This is a genomic window from Streptomyces sp. NPDC050997, assembly GCF_040660135.1.
In the GTDB taxonomy this organism is placed as follows: Bacteria; Actinomycetota; Actinomycetes; order Streptomycetales; family Streptomycetaceae; genus Streptomyces.
In genome coordinates this window covers 361,790-376,511 of the sequence record NZ_JBFAGK010000001.1, presented here as the reverse complement: position 1 = coordinate 376,511, position 14,722 = coordinate 361,790, and the positions used below count along the sequence as shown (strand labels likewise).

Genomic DNA, 14,722 nt, shown 5'->3' with positions numbered 1-14,722 from the left:
ACCCCCTCAGGCGCGAAACGCGTCCAGATGGGCGGCCGCCCAGTCCCGATACGTGCCCGCGGGTCGGCCGAGCAGCTCGGCGACCGTGGGGTCCACGCGCGCCTTCGTCCCGTTCCGGCCGCGCTCGGCGCTCTCGACCAGAGCGTGGGCCACCGGAGCGGGATAGCGCCTCAGCAGTTCCCGCAGCATCTGATTCGACGTCAACTCTTCGAACGCCAGAGGCTTTTGGAGCAGTTCCGCGAGGATCTCCGTCTGCCGCGCCGGAGTGAGCGCCTCGGGCCCGGTGAGCGCGTACGCGTGCCCCTCGTGACGTGCCGGCTCGGTGAGGGCCCGTACCGCCACGTCGGCGATGTCCCGAGGATCGACCGTCGCGTTGCGTAAGCTGCCGTGAGGCGCCCGGACCACTCCCTCTCTCCGGACGGAGCCGGTCCAGCCAAGGGTGTTGGACATGAAGGCGCGTGGCCGCAGGAGCGTCCACGGCAGGCCCGACGCGCGCAGCAGCTCCTCGTTGTCCCGCTGCCACCGCGTGACCAGGTCGGTGGCGTCGGCGTCGGTCACCGCCTGGGCCGACAGCTTCACCACCTGCGCCACCCGGGCCGCGCGGGCGGCCGTCAGGAAGTTCTCGTCCTGGGCGGGCGCGAGCGGATTCATGGTGACGAGCAGTGCGGACCGTACGCCGGTGAGCGCCTCGCGCAGGCTGCCCGGATCGTCGAAGTCCCCGACCACCGTCTCGGTTCCGGGGTCCGGTACGGGGGCGCGGTACGGAGCGCGGACGAGCAGACGCACCGTGCCGCTACCGGACAGGCGCTGGGCCACCAGCCGTCCGACGGTGCCGGTGGCCCCTGCCACGAGGATCACGGTACGGGGACCGCGGAGAGGACCCGCAGACCTCGGTCGGCCCTGCTGTCCAGGCCGAGCAGCAGACCCGGCACCGCGATGCTGGGCAGGATGTGGGACCACAGGACGGAGATCCGGTGCGCGAGGTCCGTCCGGTCGGTCAGCGCCCGGGACATCAACTGAATGCCGGCAAAGCCTCCCACCAGCAGCTCCACGGTGTCCCGAGGCTGCACGGTGGGCAGCAACTCGCCCTGGCCGCGTGCTTGTTCCATCAGCACGGTGAGCCGCTCCGCCCACTGCCGGAACGGCCCGGAGTGGTCGACCCCGGGCGGCGTCGCCTGGTCCACCGTCAGCCGCACGCTGCCCCGCAGCAGGGAGTCCGTCAGCAGCCGCTGCGCCACCACGAACGTCATGTCGATGATCTCCTGCAGCTTGCAGGGCTGCTCCGGGACCGCGCCGAACGGCACCTGCTCGTCCAGCACCGCCTGGGCCAGGGACTCCTTGGAGGAGAAGTGGAAGTACAGGGCGCCCTTGGTGACATCGGCCCGCTCCAGCACCATGGAGATGGTGGTGGAGGCGTATCCGTGCTTGTCGAAGACCGCGCCCGCCGCTTCCAGGATCGCCCTGCGCGTCCTGATGGCGCGCTCCTGCCGTGCCATAAGAGCCCCTCCGCTGCGCCCTGTTGTCCGGTGCCCGCAATCGTGTGCCGTAGTGGGCCCCGATCATAAGGTGCTGGCGACTGATCTCATTGAAAACAAACCGGTCGGCTCGTACTCTAACGCTCACCGGAGTGGACGCCTCACTGTCTGCACATGCCTTTCGGGGGACCGTAGGGAGAGATATGCCTCAACCGCGGCACCTTGCCGAAACCCTGTCCATGACGGCGACCGTGCCCCGTCAACTCGTACACCGCGCGGCGGTCGCCGAGACCTTCCTCACCGGCTGGCACCGGATCGCGGACCACCGGTTCTCCGTATCGGCGCAGTGGCCGCGCACGCATGGTTTACACGTGTCGGCCGACCGTTCCGCGTACGACCCGTTGCTCGTCGTGGAGACCGTGCGGCAGAGCGGAACACTGATCGCGCACACCGAGTACGACGTGCCCCTGGACCACCACTTCGTGCTCCAGGAGTTCGAAGTGGCCACGTTTCCGCAGTACTTGGCCGTGGGAGCGGTCCCGGCCGAGCTGACCGTGGAGGTCGACTTCGTCGACGTCCAGTACCGGGGCCGCCGTCCGGTGGGCGCCCGTTACACGGCTCAGGTGCTGCGCGGCGGGGAACGGGTCGCGACCGCGACGCGGGTGGTGTTCACCTGCATCGGCGAGCCCGTCTATCGCCGGCTGCGTGGCGGTCGTACGGCCGCCACGGTGGCCCCTCTGCCGCTGCCGCCCCCATTGCCGCCCGCCACCGTGGGCCGGGCGCTGCCCGCTGACGTGGTCCTCGCCCCGGCGGGGCGCCCTGGTCTGTGGCAGCTGCGAGTAGATACCGCACACCCCGTTTTCTTCGACCATCCACTCGACCATGTTCCGGGCATGTTGCTGCTGGAAGCCGCCCGCCAGGCCGTCCGGGCGCACACCGGCGGGGCCCGTTCGCCGGTGTCGTTCAAAATCACCTTCGACCGCTACGGCGAACTGGACGAACCTGCCTGGATCGAGACGGTGGACGGGGTCGGAGGTGCCGTACAAGTCGTGGGCAGGCAGGGCGATTCGACGGTCTTCGAGTGCACGGTCGACACAGCGTCATGGTGAGCTATCGTGTACGAGGAGTCAGAAACAAACGGCATGACCCGTTCTTTCCCGCAGGAGTGTTCCGTCGATGCCGAGGCAGTTACGCGCCGAGCAGACCCGCTCGACGATCATCACGGCCGCCGCCGATCTGTTCGACCGGTACGGCTATGAGTCGACGAGCCTGAGCGACATCGTCGAGCACGCCCAAGTCACCAAAGGCGCCCTGTACTTCCACTTCGCGGCCAAGGAGGACCTGGCCCACGCGATCATGGAGTTGCAGTCCCGTGCCTCACGACGGCTGGCGAACGACGCGGACAGCCGGGGCTACACCTCGCTCGAGTCGCTGATGCGCATCACCTTCGGCATAGCGCGGCTGTCCGTCGAGGACCCGATTCCCCGGGCCGGCCTCCGTCTGGCCACCGGGGGAGTGGAGGTGCGCCCGCCGCTGCGGCACCCCTTCACGGAGTGGCTGGAGCTCTCCTCCCGCAAACTCCTCGGTGCGGTCAAGGAGTCCGATCTCCATCCGGAGACGGACGTCGACGCCGTCGCCCACTCCCTCGTCTGCTTCTTCGTCGGGACCCGTGTCGTGGGCAGTTCCCTGGAACCCCTGGCCCGTCAGCCCCGCAGACTGGCCGAGATGTGGCACATGATGATCCGCGGCATGGTCCCGGTGCCTCGGCGGGCGCGGTATCTGACCCTGATCGCACAGCTGGAGCGGGAGATCAGGACGGTGTGACCGGGCGAGGGCGGGCGAGAGGGCGGAGGCCGGGGCGGGGTGATGGTTCCGCCGGCGGTCGAAAGCCCCGCGATACGGTGAGGCGCATGCCCCACACCTCGCCGCCCGTGCCCGCGCCGTCCGCGCCCGTGATCCTCGCCGACGAACCCGGCTCGTTCCCGCACAGCGTGCTCGCCGAGCGGCATCCCGCGATCGTCCGACAGGTGCGCGAGGCCTTCCCGTACGGCCCCGAACAGCACGACGCCCTCGACGCGCTGCTCGCGAGCTGCGTCAAGGGCGTGATCGAACCGCTCCCGGCCGACGCTCCCGACCGGGACCGTTGGTCGGCCTGGGGCATGGACCAGTACACCGGCCGCTCCTGGTTCGACGTGCCGTGGCTGTGGTCGGAGAGCCACTTCTACCGCCGACTCCTGGACGCCGTCGGCTACTTCGGCCCCGGACCCTGGCAGGGCATCGACCCCTTCCGCCCCTCCAAGCTCGCCGAACTCGACTCCCGGGAGACCGACGAGGAACTGGCCGCCCTCGACGACCTCGCAGGCCGCCCGGCGGACGAACAGGCCGCCGCCCTGCTCCACGGCTCCCTGTGGGGCAACCGAGCCGACCTCGGCTTCCGTCTCTCGGACGCCTCAGCCGAGGACAAGGCCGCCGCCCCCAGCCTGGTCGCCGACGACAGCGACACCCTGTGGGCGGCCCTGCTCCAAGGCGCGGGAGACGCCCGAGACACCCGAGGCGCGGGAGGCACCGGCGGCCCAGGAGACGCGGGCACTCTCTGTCTGATCGCCGACAACGCCGGCCGCGAGCTGATCCCCGACCTGCTGCTCATCGCGCACCTTCTCGCGCACGGGCGGATCCAGCGGGCCGTCCTGCACGTCAAGCCGTATCCGTACTACGTCTCCGACGCCACCACCGCCGACGTGGTCGACGCGCTGCGCCGCCTGACGCGGGCCCCGGGCCAGGCGGCCGCCTACGGGCACCAGCTCTGGTCCGCCATGGCCGACGGTCGCCTCACGGTCCGCGCGCACCCCTTCTTCTGCGCCCCGCTGCCGTACGCGGACATGCCCGACGACCTCCGCGGGGAGCTCGCCGCCGCGCACCTGACGGTCGTCAAGGGCGACCTCAACTACCGCCGCCTGGTGGGTGACCGCCGTCATCCCGCGACCACGCCCTTCGCCGATGTCACCGCCTATTTCCCAAGCCCGGTGGCCGCTCTGCGCACCCTGAAGTCCGACGTGATCACCGGTCTCGACGCGGACACGGAGGCCGCGCTGGTCGCCGCGGAGGGACAGCGCTGGCGCACCAGCGGTACCCATGCCCTGATCCAGGTCAGGCCCTGAGGAGATCCTGAGGCGCTGCCCAGGGGTGAGGCGCTGCCCCGTGGTGGGGCGTACGCCGGGTGGCAGGCCGTAGTGCCCGCGGCGGGCGGATTCGCCCTGATTCACGCGATGGTGTGATCATGTCCCGGCCCGTGGATGCCGTCGCGGGGCCCTGGGTAGGGCCCGGCCATGACGCAGCAGCCCTTCGAACTCCCGCACTTCTACATGCCGTATCCCGCGCGGCTGAACGCGCATGTCGACGAGGCCCGGGCCCACTCGACCGTGTGGGCACGCGAGATGGGCATGCTGGAGGGCTCCGGGATCTGGGAGCAGGCCGACCTCGACGCACACGACTACGGCCTGCTCTGCGCCTACACACACCCCGACTGCGACGGCCCGGCGCTCTCGCTCATCACCGACTGGTACGTGTGGGTGTTCTTCTTCGACGACCACTTCCTGGAGATCTTCAAACGCACCCAGGACCGCGCCGGCGGCAAGGCGTATCTGGACCGGCTGCCGCTGTTCATGCCGATGGACCTGTCCACGCCGATGCCCGAGCCGCGGAACCCGGTCGAGGCGGGCCTCGCCGACCTGTGGACGCGCACGGTGCCGTCGATGTCCGCCGACTGGCGCCGCCGCTTCTCCGTCGCCACCGAGCACCTGCTCAACGAGTCCCTGTGGGAGCTGTCCAACATCAACGAGGGGCGGATCGCCAACCCGGTCGAGTACATCGAGATGCGCCGCAAGGTCGGCGGCGCCCCGTGGTCGGCCGGCCTCGTGGAGTACGCGACCGCGGAAGTCCCCTCGGCGGTCGCCGGTTCGAGGCCGCTGAGGGTCCTGATGGAGACCTTCGCCGACGGCGTCCACCTGCGCAACGACCTGTTCTCCTACCAGCGGGAGGTCGAGGACGAGGGTGAGCTCAGCAACGGCGTGCTCGTCCTGGAGACCTTCTTCGGCTGCACCACCCAGGAGGCCGCCGACACCGTCAACGACGTCCTGACCTCGCGCCTCCACCAGTTCGAGCACACCGCGTTCACCGAGGTGCCCGCCGTGGCCCTGGAACAGGGCCTGACCCCGCCGGAGCTGGCCGCGGTCGCCCAGTACACGCGGGGACTGCAGGACTGGCAGTCCGGCGGCCACGAATGGCACATGCGTTCCAGTCGGTACATGAACGCGCGGGCCCGGTCCACCAAGCCCTGGCACGGCCTCACCGGGCCCGGTACCTCGGCCGCCGACGTCGGCGCGCTGCTCGCCTCGGCCGGCGTCGAGCGGCTGCGCGCCCACATCCATGTGCCGTACCAGAAGGTCGGCCCGTCCCGGTTGCCCGACTTCTACATGCCCTTCGAGGTCGAGCTCAGCCCGCATCTGAACGGGGCCCGCTCCCGGCTCACCGAGTGGGCGCACCGCATGGGCATCCTGGAGGAGGGCGTCTGGGACGAGGACAAGCTCGCCGCCGCCGACCTCCCGCTGTGTTCGGCCGGCCTCGACCCGGACGCCACGCCCGAGGCCCTCGACCTCAGCTCCCACTGGCTGGCCTGGGGCACGTACGGCGACGACTACTACCCACTCGTCTTCGGCCACCGCCGCGACCTGGCCGCGGCCCGCCTGACCACTCAGCGCCTGTCGGACTGCATGCCCGTCGACGGTGAGGAGACCGTCGTCCCGGCCAACGCCATGGAGCACGGACTCGTCGACCTGTGGGCGCGAACGACGGCGGCGATGACCCCGGACGAACGGCGCGCCCTGAAGCGCACGGTGAACGTGATGACGGAGAGCTGGGTCTGGGAGCTGTCCAACCAGCTCCAGAACCGCATCCCCGACCCGGTCGACTACCTGGAGATGCGGCGCGCCACCTTCGGCTCCGACCTCACCCTGAGCATGTGCCGGATGGGCCACGGCCCCGCCGTCCCGCCGGAGGTCTACCGCAGCGGCCCCGTTCGCTCCCTGGAGAACGCGGCCATCGACTACGCGTGCCTGGTCAACGACGTGTTCTCGTACCAGAAGGAGATCGAGTACGAGGGTGAGGTCCACAACGCGATCCTCGTGGTGCAGAACTTCTTCGGCATCGACTACCCGACCGCCCTCGGCGTCGTCCATGACCTGATGACCCGGCGCATGGAGCAGTTCGAGCATGTCGCCCAGCACGAACTGCCCATCGTGTACGACGACTTCGACCTCTCCGAGGAGGCCCGCGAGGTCATGGGGAACTATGTGGCCGACCTGCGGAACTGGCTCGCGGGCATCCTGAACTGGCACCGCGAGGTGGACCGCTACAAGGCCCACTACCTGGCCCGCCGCGCCCACGGCTTCCTCCCGGACACACCGCCGGCGCTACCGGTCGGCTGACCCCGGCCTCGGGGCGTCGGCGTGCTCGCGGTGCCACGGACGGGGTGCGGGGGCGGAGCGCCGACTCGCGAGATTGGGTCGGCCACCCCACCCCGCCGAGCCGCTCCGTCGCCCTCCGAGCGAGCTCTCGGACGTCCTGCGCGTCGAGCAGCAGGAAGTCCGGCTCGGTGCGCCCCGGTGCGGCATGCGGCCGTGCCACGAGCTCGACCGGGGAGCGCTCGGGAAGCCCGGTGCGGCGCGACGGGTGAGTGCGTCGAACGGCTATGGCTTCCCACCCTTCACCGCAGGTCAGTCTCACTCGTTCGTGGCTCGTCGTGCGCCGGTGTCCCGGGTAGAGCATCAGCCGGAGGCGATCCATGGAACAGACTGCGTTGCGTCCCAAGCCGATGCCAGGTCGGGAACCCGGTGGTGGCAGGTCCGCTCCTGTCCGGCGTCCGCATGCCGCGCGGCGGCGGGGCCGACGGTTGCGGGCCCTGCTGTTCGCCCTGTTCGTCGGGACGGTCCTGGTCCTGTCCGGGGTCGGCCTGGGCACGGTGGGCGCCACGGTGATCGGCATGAGCAGACTGGCCGAGCTGCAACGGCAGGCGGGGCAGGCCGCGCCGGGGGGTCACGGCGGCCCGTCCGCCTTGGCGTACCCGGCCCCTTCCGTGCCCGCGGGCCCCGTACCGGCGCGCGGCGGCGCGACGCTCGGTCTGGAGGCCGTGGACGCCGAGAAGGCGGGCGCCCTGGTCGTCGGCGTCCATGTCCCGGGCCCTGGCTACTCGGCCGGCCTGGTGAGGGGGGACGTGCTCCTCGTGTTCGGCCGGACCCGCGTGGACTCGGCCGCCGACCTCGCCAAGGTCGTCACCCGGGCCCGCCCCGGCAAGGAGGTCATCCTGACCGTTCGGCACAGGAGCGGGGGCTACCAGCGGCTGACGGTCGTCCCCGGCGTCGTCACATGAGCACGACCGCTCCCTCACACTGAGTGACTCACGCACGAGGAAGGCGCGAAAGACGTGACAACCGGCTCGCGCGGCCCCCGCTGTGCGGGCAGGATGCTGCCCGTAGTCCTTTCACCCCGCCCAGGGAGGCCCGGATGACCGGCAGCACGCCCGCGCCCTTCACCGCCGACGACTACCGAGCTCGTATGCGGCGGGCCCTGCGGGCGGCCGGCGACGCGGGACTCGCCGGGCTCCTGGTGGCCCCAGGGCCGGACCTGGTGTGGCTCACCGGCTACGCGCCCACCGCGGCCACCGAACGCCTCACCCTGCTGGTCCTCGCCCCCGGTCAGGACCCCGTCCTCGTCGTCCCCGCCCTGGAGGCCCCGGACGCGGCGAGAGCCACCGGCGCGCCCGCGCTGACCCTGCGCGACTGGACCGACGGCAAGGACCCCTACGCCGCCACCGCGGCGCTCCTCGACGCGAGCGGCCGCTTCGGCGTCAGCGACAACGCCTGGGCCATGCATCTGCTGGGACTGCAGAAGACGCTCCCGGGCACCTCGTACGCCTCCCTCACCGAGGCCCTGCCGATGCTGCGTGCCGTCAAGGACGCGGCGGAGCTGGAGCTGTTGGCGGCCGCGGGAGCCGCCGCGGACGCCACGTTCGAGGAGATCCGGAACGTTCCCTTCGCCGGTCGCGAGGAGTCCGAGATCGCCGCGGACCTCGCCCGACTGCTGCGCGAACACGGGCACGAACAGGTCGACTTCACCATCGTCGCCTCCGGCCCGAACGGCGCGAACCCGCACCACGAGGTCGGCGACCGCGTCGTCGAGCGCGGCGACATGGTCGTCCTCGACTTCGGCGGCCTGAGGGACGGCTACGGCTCCGACACCTCCCGCACGGTCCATGTCGGCGAGCCCACCGACGAGGAGCGCCGGGTGCACGACCTCGTCCGCGAGGCCCAGGAGGCCGGCTTTCGCGCGGTCCGGCCGGGCGTCCCCTGCCAGGAGGTCGACCGGGCCGCCCGCGCGGTCATCGCCGACGCGGGGTACGGCGACTGGTTCATCCACCGCACCGGGCACGGCATCGGCGTCACCACGCACGAGCCGCCGTACATGATCGAGGGCGAGGAGCAGCCCCTGGTGCCCGGCATGTGCTTCTCCGTGGAACCCGGCGTCTACCTGCCCGGCCGTTTCGGGGTACGCATCGAGGACATCGTCACTGTCACCGAGGACGGCGGACGCCGCCTCAACGCCACCAGCCGGGAGATGGCCATAGTGGAGTGACGAGCAGCAGGAGCCCCCGTCCCCGACCGACAACGGCGCGACCATGACCCAGGCACCGACACCCACCGCGGACACCGTCCGCCAACTGGTCCGTTCCCTGCTCCAGGACAGCGGGGCCGGCGCGGACGACGCCGCCGGGCCCGAGGTCCGGCCCGTCGTCGCGGGCGGTGGACACGCCGCCTGGTGGGTCGGCGCCCGCCATGTGCTGCGCCTCGACCCGGACCCGGAGGCCGCCGTCCGCCGGCGCCGCGAACTGCGCCTGCGGGACCTGGTGCGTCCCCACCTGCCGGTCGCGGTGCCGACGAGCGTGGCGCACGGCGAGTGGACCCCCGGGCTCACCTACACCCTGGACGCCAGGATGCCCGGCGGTTCGGGGGACGAGCACGACGTGTCCGCCGTCGGCGAGGCCGATCTGGCCGGGCTGCTCACCGGGCTGCGCGAGGTGCCGGTCCGGCAGGCCGAGTCCCTCGGGGTGCCGCGCACCGCCCCGCGCTCCCTCGAGGCCCTGCGCCGGGCGGCCGGGAAGGCCGCCGAACGCCTCGCCGCGGCGGACGAGTTCGACCCCGCACGCCTGCACCAGCTCGCACCGACGGCCGCGGTCCAGCTCGCCGCGCAGCCCGCCACCGCCGTCCTCGTCCACCACGACCTCAGAGGCGAGCACCTCGTGGTCGGCGCGGACGGCCGGGTGCGCGGTGTCCTCGACTGGACCGGCGCGGTCGTCGGCGACCCCGCCGAGGACATCGCCGGCCTCGCGCTCGCCGTCGGCTCCCCGGCCGCCGTCCGCGCGGCCACCCTCGCCGGCTACGGCGCCCGCCCCTGTCTGCGCGGCCTGTGGCTCGCCCGCTGCGACACCGTCATCCGCCTCGCCGCCCGCCTGGACGGCCGGGACGATCGCTCCCTGTCGCTGCTCAGGACCCAGCTGCGGCGCGCCTGGGAGACGATCCTGCTGGAACGCGTCACCGAACTGCGGGACGCGGAGAGCGACGACGCGCAGCCGTAGGGCCGGGGGAGCCGAGACCGCCGAGACCACGCCTCCCGCGCGGCACCCCGCAGGACTAGGTCACTCCTGCAACAGCACCACGCACGACTCCCCGGGAACATGCAGCAACCCGGCCGCGCCCGGCGCCTGCACGGGCTCCCATGCGGCGAGGACGCGCGCGGGGCGGGTGCCCAGGGGGATCGTGGCCGCTTCCTCGGCCAGGTTCACGGCCACCCGGACGTCCCCGCGCCGGAAGGCCAGCCAGCGTTCCTGCTCGTCGTACGCCACCTTGATGTCGGCGAGGTCGGGATCGGTGAGGTCCGCCTGCTCGTGCCGCAGCGCGAGCAGGCTCCGGTACCAGGCCAGCACGCGCGCGTGGGGCTCACGTTCGGGTTCGGACCAGTCGAGGCAGGAGCGGTCGCGGGTCGCCGGGTCCTGTGGGTCGGGGACGTCCTCCTCGGCCCAGCCGTGCGCGGTGAACTCCCGGCGCCTGCCCCGCCGTACGGCCTCGGCGAGCTCGGGGTCGGTGTGGTCGGTGAAGAACTGCCACGGTGTGCCGGCCGCCCACTCCTCGCCCATGAACAGCATCGGGGTGAAGGGCGCGGTGAGGACCAGCGCGGCCGCGCAGGCCAGCAGACCGGGGGAGAGGGAGGCCGACAGCCGGTCGCCCTGAGCGCGGTTGCCGACCTGGTCATGGGTCTGGCTGTAGCCGAGGAGCCGGTGCGCCGCCACCCGCGAGCGGTCCAGTGGGCGCCCGTGGTGCCGGCCCCGGAAGCTGGAGTACGTGCCGTCGTGGAAGTAGCCGGCGCTGAGCGTCTTGGCGAGGGCCTTGAGGGGGGCGCGGCCGAAGTCGGCGTAGTAGCCCTGGGACTCGCCGGTCAGCGCGGTGTGCAGGGCGTGGTGGAAGTCGTCGTTCCACTGGGCGTGCAGTCCGAGGCCGCCCGCCGCGCGCGCGGTGACCAGCCGCGGGTCGTTCAGGTCCGACTCGGCGATCAGGAACAACGGCCGGCCCACCTCGGCGGCGAGAGCGTCCACCTCCGTCGACAGCTCCTCCAGGAAGTGGTAGGCGCGGGTGTCCGCCAGCGCGTGCACCGCGTCCAGCCGCAGCCCGTCGAGCCGGTAGTCCCGCAGCCACGACAGCGCGCTGTCCAGCAGATACGCGCGCACCTCGTCCGAGCCGGGCGCGTCCAGGTTCACCGCGGAACCCCAGGGCGTGTGATGGGTGTCCGTGAAGTACGGGCCGAATCGCGGAAGGTAGTTGCCCGAGGGGCCGAGGTGGTTGTGCACCACGTCCAGGACCACGCCCAGGCCGAGCTCATGGGCCCGGTCGACGAAACGCTTCAGCGCCTCGGGACCGCCGTACGGCTCGTGCACCGCCCACAGCGAGACGCCCTCGTACCCCCAGCCGTGCCGCCCCGGGAAGGGGCACAGCGGCATCAACTCGACGTGGGTGACGCCCAGTTCGACGAGATGCCCAAGTCGTTCCGCGGCCGCGTCCAGGGTGCCCTCGCGCGTGTACGTGCCCACGTGCAGCTCGTACAGCACCGCGCCGGGCAGCGCACGTCCGGCCCACTCGGCGCGCCACGCGTACCGCTCGTGATCGACGACCGCGCTCAGCCCGTCCGGGCCGTCCGGCTGCCGGCGCGACCGCGGGTCGGGCAGCACCGGACCGTCGTCCAGGGCGAACCCGTACCGCGTGCCGTCCTGCGCCCGCGCCTGCCCCCACCACCAGCCAGGGCGTTCCGGATCGTGCTCCAACGCGCTCGTGGCGCTGTCGCACTGGAGCGTCACACGAGCGGCCTGCGGTGCCCACACCTCGAACTGCATGGACGGTTCCCCTTCGTCTGCTCACCGTGATGTAGCCCCGCCCATGGTGCTTCAAACGCGATCAATACGCCGGTGAACCCTCCCCTTTGTGGCAGGTGTCGCGGCAGGTGCCGCCGGGCTCGCGCGCGGAGCGGCCGTTCTCGCGTTTTCTGGACACTCGGCTTCGGCTGCCCGACAATCACGAGGGTGACGTCGTCCTTCGAGTTCAACACGTACCCCGCGCGGCTGTCCGACGCGGAGCGCGACAAGGCGTTGAAGGTGCTCCGTGACGGCGTAGCCATGGGTCGTCTCTCGCACGACACGTTCATCCACCGCATGGAGCTCGCGCTCACCGCCCGCCGCTCCGACGAACTCGTCGCCCTCACCGCCGATCTGCCCAGGGAGAGCCGTGTCTCCCGGCTGGTGTTCGGCACCGTCGAGGCGGTCTCCGGCTTCACGGTGCGGCTGCGCAGGGCCTGGCAGGCCGAGCGGCTCCCCAAGCTACTGCTGCCGCACCCCGGCGCCGGCCACCCGTTGCGCATCGGCCGCGACCCCGCCAACGGCCTCAGGCTGACCCACGAGACGGTCTCCCGCGTGCACGCCGAACTCAGCAGGCAGGGCGGCATGTGGGTGCTGCGGGACCTCGGCTCCACCAACGGCACGACGGTGAACGGACGACGGGTCATCGGCGCGGCCGTCGTCCGCGAGGGCGACCAGGTCGGGTTCGGCCGGATGGCCTTCCGGCTCTCGGTCGACTGAGCCGAAGCCGGTCTCTCGACGAAGCCGAAGCCGGTCTCTCGACGGAGCCGAGCCCGGGCCGCCGACTGAGCCGAACCTTAGCTCTGGCCCGTGCTTGACCTGTTGTGTTGACTCAATTCCCTTTGCTCTCCGTGGTGTTGACGTACCCGTCAAGTCGTGACTGACTGTGTGTACACCATGCACACCAGGTGAAACGTCGGCACCACATTGTGGAGGTGTGCCCTGCCGCCCCTCCTCCGCTACCCGACCGTCGACGAACTCGGCGCCCGGGCGGCCGCGCTGGTCGCCCGTCACCCCGAAGAGGCCCGACTGCGCCGGGCGGGCACCTCCCGCGCGGGCACCCCGTTGTGGCTGCTCTCCGTCGGCCACGGCAGCCGTCAGGCCCTCGTCGTCGCCGGCCCGCACGCCAACGAACCCGTGGGCGGCGCCACCGTCCTGCGGCTGGCCGAGCGGGCCCTGGCCGACCCGACCCTCACCTCGGGCGCCGACGCCACCTGGAACCTGCTGCTCTGCCTCGACCCCGACGGACTGCGCCGCAACGAGGGCTGGCTGCACGGTCCCTACACCCTCGGCCGCTACTTCCGGAACTTCTTCCGGCCCGGCTTCCTGGAACAGCCCGAATGGCTGCCCGACGGCGCGGCCGCCGCCGCCCTGCCGGAGACCCGCGCCCTGCTCGACCTCCAGGACGAACTGCGGCCCTTCTTCCAGTGCTCCCTGCACGGTGTCGACGTGGGCGGCGGCTTCGTCGAACTCACCCGCGACCTGCCCGGCCTCGCCCAGCGCGTCGCGCACACCGCGGCCCGTCTCGCCATACCGCGCGAACTCGGCCCGTACGACACCCTGTACTGGCCGCGCCTCGGTCCGGCGGTCTACCGGATACCGCCGCCGAGCCCGGGCGACCTGGCCGCGGCCATCACCGAGGCCGCCGTCGAGTCGACCTGGTACCACCCGCACCGGCACGGCACGGTGACCGCCGTCGTCGAGGCGCCCATGTGGGGCGTGACGGCCGTGGAGGAAGCCGGCCCGTCCCCGGACCGGGCCGGTGTGCTGCGGACCGTGAGCCACGCCCTGCGGCACGACGCGCGACTCCTGGAGCTGCTCCTCAACCGGATCCGCCCCCAGGTCTCGGCCGCTCCGGACGCGGCCCGGCTGCTCGCCCCGGTCGAGGACTACCTGCTGGTCTGCCCCGGCCTCGCCGACGCGTGGGACCCCGACGTCCCCGACGGCGTCCGCCCGCTACCGCCTCTGGGCGCCGCCCATCTGGCCGCGCTGCGCATCGCGGGGCGACGCCTCGCCCTGCGTACGGCGGGGCTGCTGCACCAGCTCGTGACCCGGGCCGGTGCCGATCCCGCCGGGGTGCTGCCCGAACTGGACCGGCTGATCGACGAGTGGTGCGCCGACTACCGCGACGGGTGCGGGGCACGCTGGGTCCCGATCGCACGCCAGGTGGAGTATCAGTCGCGGGTGGTGCTGGCCGCCTTCGAACTCGCCGGGCGGTACGCGCCCGCCCGCTCCCGTTCGGGTGAGCCGGGGTGGGGATCTCAGGCCGCCGTGCCGATGCATCGGGAATGACCTACACCACCACAGCGAAAGCGCTCCGCGGCGGTCTGCCGACCGCTGCCGCCCTTCTGCTCGCCCTCGTGACCCCGGCGCACGCCGCCCCCCAGGAGACCGCCCTGGGCAACTGGCTCTTCGTCTCCGTCACCTCGGGCGACGTCCGCTCCAGCCAGGCGCGCGGCACCCTGCTGCTGTGCGACCCGCCCCAGGGCCACGGTCGGGCCGCCGAGGCCTGCGCACAGCTGCAGACGACCGCCGGCGACATCCACGCCCTCCCGACCGCCGACTCCTACTGCACGATGGTCCACGCACCGGTGACCGCGTACGCGCGCGGGCAGTGGAACGGGCGCGAGGTCGACTACACGGAGACCTTCCCGAACGCGTGCGTGATGAAGGCGCGGACCGGAGCGGTCTTCGCGCTGGACGGCTGACGGCCCTGCCGTGGCCAGGGCGCACGCGC

General features: G+C 72.1%; 13 protein-coding genes. 10 read left to right on the top strand and 3 right to left on the bottom strand.

Annotation, left to right across the window (positions count from 1 at the left end; all coding sequences use genetic code 11):
• Positions 1-6: 6 nt before the first annotated feature.
• On the bottom strand, positions 7-858 hold the full coding sequence (locus tag AB0H86_RS01690) for an NAD(P)H-binding protein (protein WP_362431605.1): 852 nt from the start codon (positions 856-858) through the stop codon (positions 7-9).
• Positions 855-1,496 carry a ScbR family autoregulator-binding transcription factor gene (locus AB0H86_RS01685; protein WP_362431603.1) on the bottom strand — a complete coding sequence of 214 codons (642 nt, stop codon included), beginning with the start codon at positions 1,494-1,496 and terminating at the stop codon, positions 855-857. Before AB0H86_RS01685 ends, AB0H86_RS01690 begins: the two co-directional genes overlap by 4 nt.
• Before the next feature lie 218 nt (positions 1,497-1,714).
• Between AB0H86_RS01685 and AB0H86_RS01680 the strand changes: the two genes are divergently transcribed.
• The 7 genes from AB0H86_RS01680 to AB0H86_RS01650 all read left to right on the top strand — a co-directional run bounded on the left by AB0H86_RS01680 (position 1,715) and on the right by AB0H86_RS01650 (position 10,161).
• The gene (locus AB0H86_RS01680) at positions 1,715-2,584 is read left to right on the top strand and encodes a ScbA/BarX family gamma-butyrolactone biosynthesis protein (RefSeq protein ID WP_362431600.1); all 870 of its coding nucleotides are present in this window, start codon (positions 1,715-1,717) and stop codon (positions 2,582-2,584) included.
• 67 nt (positions 2,585-2,651) lie between these two features.
• Positions 2,652-3,299, top strand: a complete 648-nt coding sequence (locus AB0H86_RS01675) for a ScbR family autoregulator-binding transcription factor (protein ID WP_362431597.1) — start codon at positions 2,652-2,654, stop codon at positions 3,297-3,299.
• A gap of 86 nt (positions 3,300-3,385) precedes the next feature.
• Positions 3,386-4,633: a damage-control phosphatase ARMT1 family protein gene (locus AB0H86_RS01670; protein ID WP_362431595.1), complete on the top strand. Its 1,248-nt coding sequence runs from the start codon at positions 3,386-3,388 to the stop codon at positions 4,631-4,633.
• 168 nt (positions 4,634-4,801) lie between these two features.
• Entirely contained in the window at positions 4,802-6,958 is a 2,157-nt protein-coding gene (cyc2, locus tag AB0H86_RS01665) for a germacradienol/geosmin synthase Cyc2 (protein WP_362431592.1), read from the top strand.
• Positions 6,959-7,314: 356 nt separating this feature from the next.
• Positions 7,315-7,899, top strand: a complete 585-nt coding sequence (locus AB0H86_RS01660) for a PDZ domain-containing protein (protein ID WP_362431590.1) — start codon at positions 7,315-7,317, stop codon at positions 7,897-7,899.
• Between the two features lie 134 nt (positions 7,900-8,033).
• Positions 8,034-9,161, top strand: coding sequence for an aminopeptidase P family protein (locus AB0H86_RS01655; protein ID WP_362431588.1), 1,128 nt, complete (start codon positions 8,034-8,036; stop codon positions 9,159-9,161).
• 43 nt (positions 9,162-9,204) lie between these two features.
• Positions 9,205-10,161 (top strand): aminoglycoside phosphotransferase family protein, encoded by a 957-nt coding sequence (locus tag AB0H86_RS01650; protein WP_362431586.1) that lies wholly within the window; start codon positions 9,205-9,207, stop codon positions 10,159-10,161.
• A gap of 60 nt (positions 10,162-10,221) precedes the next feature.
• Here AB0H86_RS01650 and treZ read toward each other — a convergent pair whose 3' ends face one another.
• Positions 10,222-11,967, bottom strand: coding sequence for a malto-oligosyltrehalose trehalohydrolase (gene treZ / locus AB0H86_RS01645; RefSeq protein ID WP_362431584.1), 1,746 nt, complete (start codon positions 11,965-11,967; stop codon positions 10,222-10,224).
• Positions 11,968-12,153: 186 nt separating this feature from the next.
• Here treZ and AB0H86_RS01640 point away from each other — a divergent pair, with 186 nt between their 5' ends.
• The 3 genes from AB0H86_RS01640 (at position 12,154) to AB0H86_RS01630 (ending at position 14,693) form a co-directional block, all read left to right on the top strand.
• Positions 12,154-12,705, top strand: a complete 552-nt coding sequence (locus AB0H86_RS01640) for a DUF1707 and FHA domain-containing protein (protein ID WP_362431582.1) — start codon at positions 12,154-12,156, stop codon at positions 12,703-12,705.
• A 207-nt stretch (positions 12,706-12,912) separates the two neighbouring features.
• Positions 12,913-14,277, top strand: a complete 1,365-nt coding sequence (locus tag AB0H86_RS01635; protein WP_362431579.1) for a M14 family zinc carboxypeptidase — start codon at positions 12,913-12,915, stop codon at positions 14,275-14,277.
• A complete protein-coding gene (locus AB0H86_RS01630) occupies positions 14,274-14,693 on the top strand; it encodes an SSI family serine proteinase inhibitor (protein WP_362431577.1) in 420 nt (139 codons plus the stop codon). The genes AB0H86_RS01635 and AB0H86_RS01630 overlap by 4 nt, the downstream gene beginning before the upstream one ends.
• Positions 14,694-14,722 lie beyond the last annotated feature (29 nt).

Excerpts from the sequence above, each read along its gene's own strand:
- AB0H86_RS01685 (WP_362431603.1), bottom strand. The coding sequence starts at position 1,496 with ATGGCACGGCAGGAGCGCGCCATCAGGACGCGCAGGGCGATCCTGGAA.
- AB0H86_RS01680 (WP_362431600.1), top strand. The coding sequence starts at position 1,715 with ATGACGGCGACCGTGCCCCGTCAACTCGTACACCGCGCGGCGGTCGCC.
- AB0H86_RS01675 (WP_362431597.1), top strand. The coding sequence starts at position 2,652 with ATGCCGAGGCAGTTACGCGCCGAGCAGACCCGCTCGACGATCATCACG.
- AB0H86_RS01670 (WP_362431595.1), top strand. The coding sequence starts at position 3,386 with ATGCCCCACACCTCGCCGCCCGTGCCCGCGCCGTCCGCGCCCGTGATC.
- cyc2 (WP_362431592.1), top strand. The coding sequence starts at position 4,802 with ATGACGCAGCAGCCCTTCGAACTCCCGCACTTCTACATGCCGTATCCC.
- AB0H86_RS01660 (WP_362431590.1), top strand. The coding sequence starts at position 7,315 with ATGGAACAGACTGCGTTGCGTCCCAAGCCGATGCCAGGTCGGGAACCC.
- AB0H86_RS01655 (WP_362431588.1), top strand. The coding sequence starts at position 8,034 with ATGACCGGCAGCACGCCCGCGCCCTTCACCGCCGACGACTACCGAGCT.
- AB0H86_RS01650 (WP_362431586.1), top strand. The coding sequence starts at position 9,205 with ATGACCCAGGCACCGACACCCACCGCGGACACCGTCCGCCAACTGGTC.
- treZ (WP_362431584.1), bottom strand. The coding sequence starts at position 11,967 with ATGCAGTTCGAGGTGTGGGCACCGCAGGCCGCTCGTGTGACGCTCCAG.
- AB0H86_RS01630 (WP_362431577.1), top strand. The coding sequence starts at position 14,274 with ATGACCTACACCACCACAGCGAAAGCGCTCCGCGGCGGTCTGCCGACC.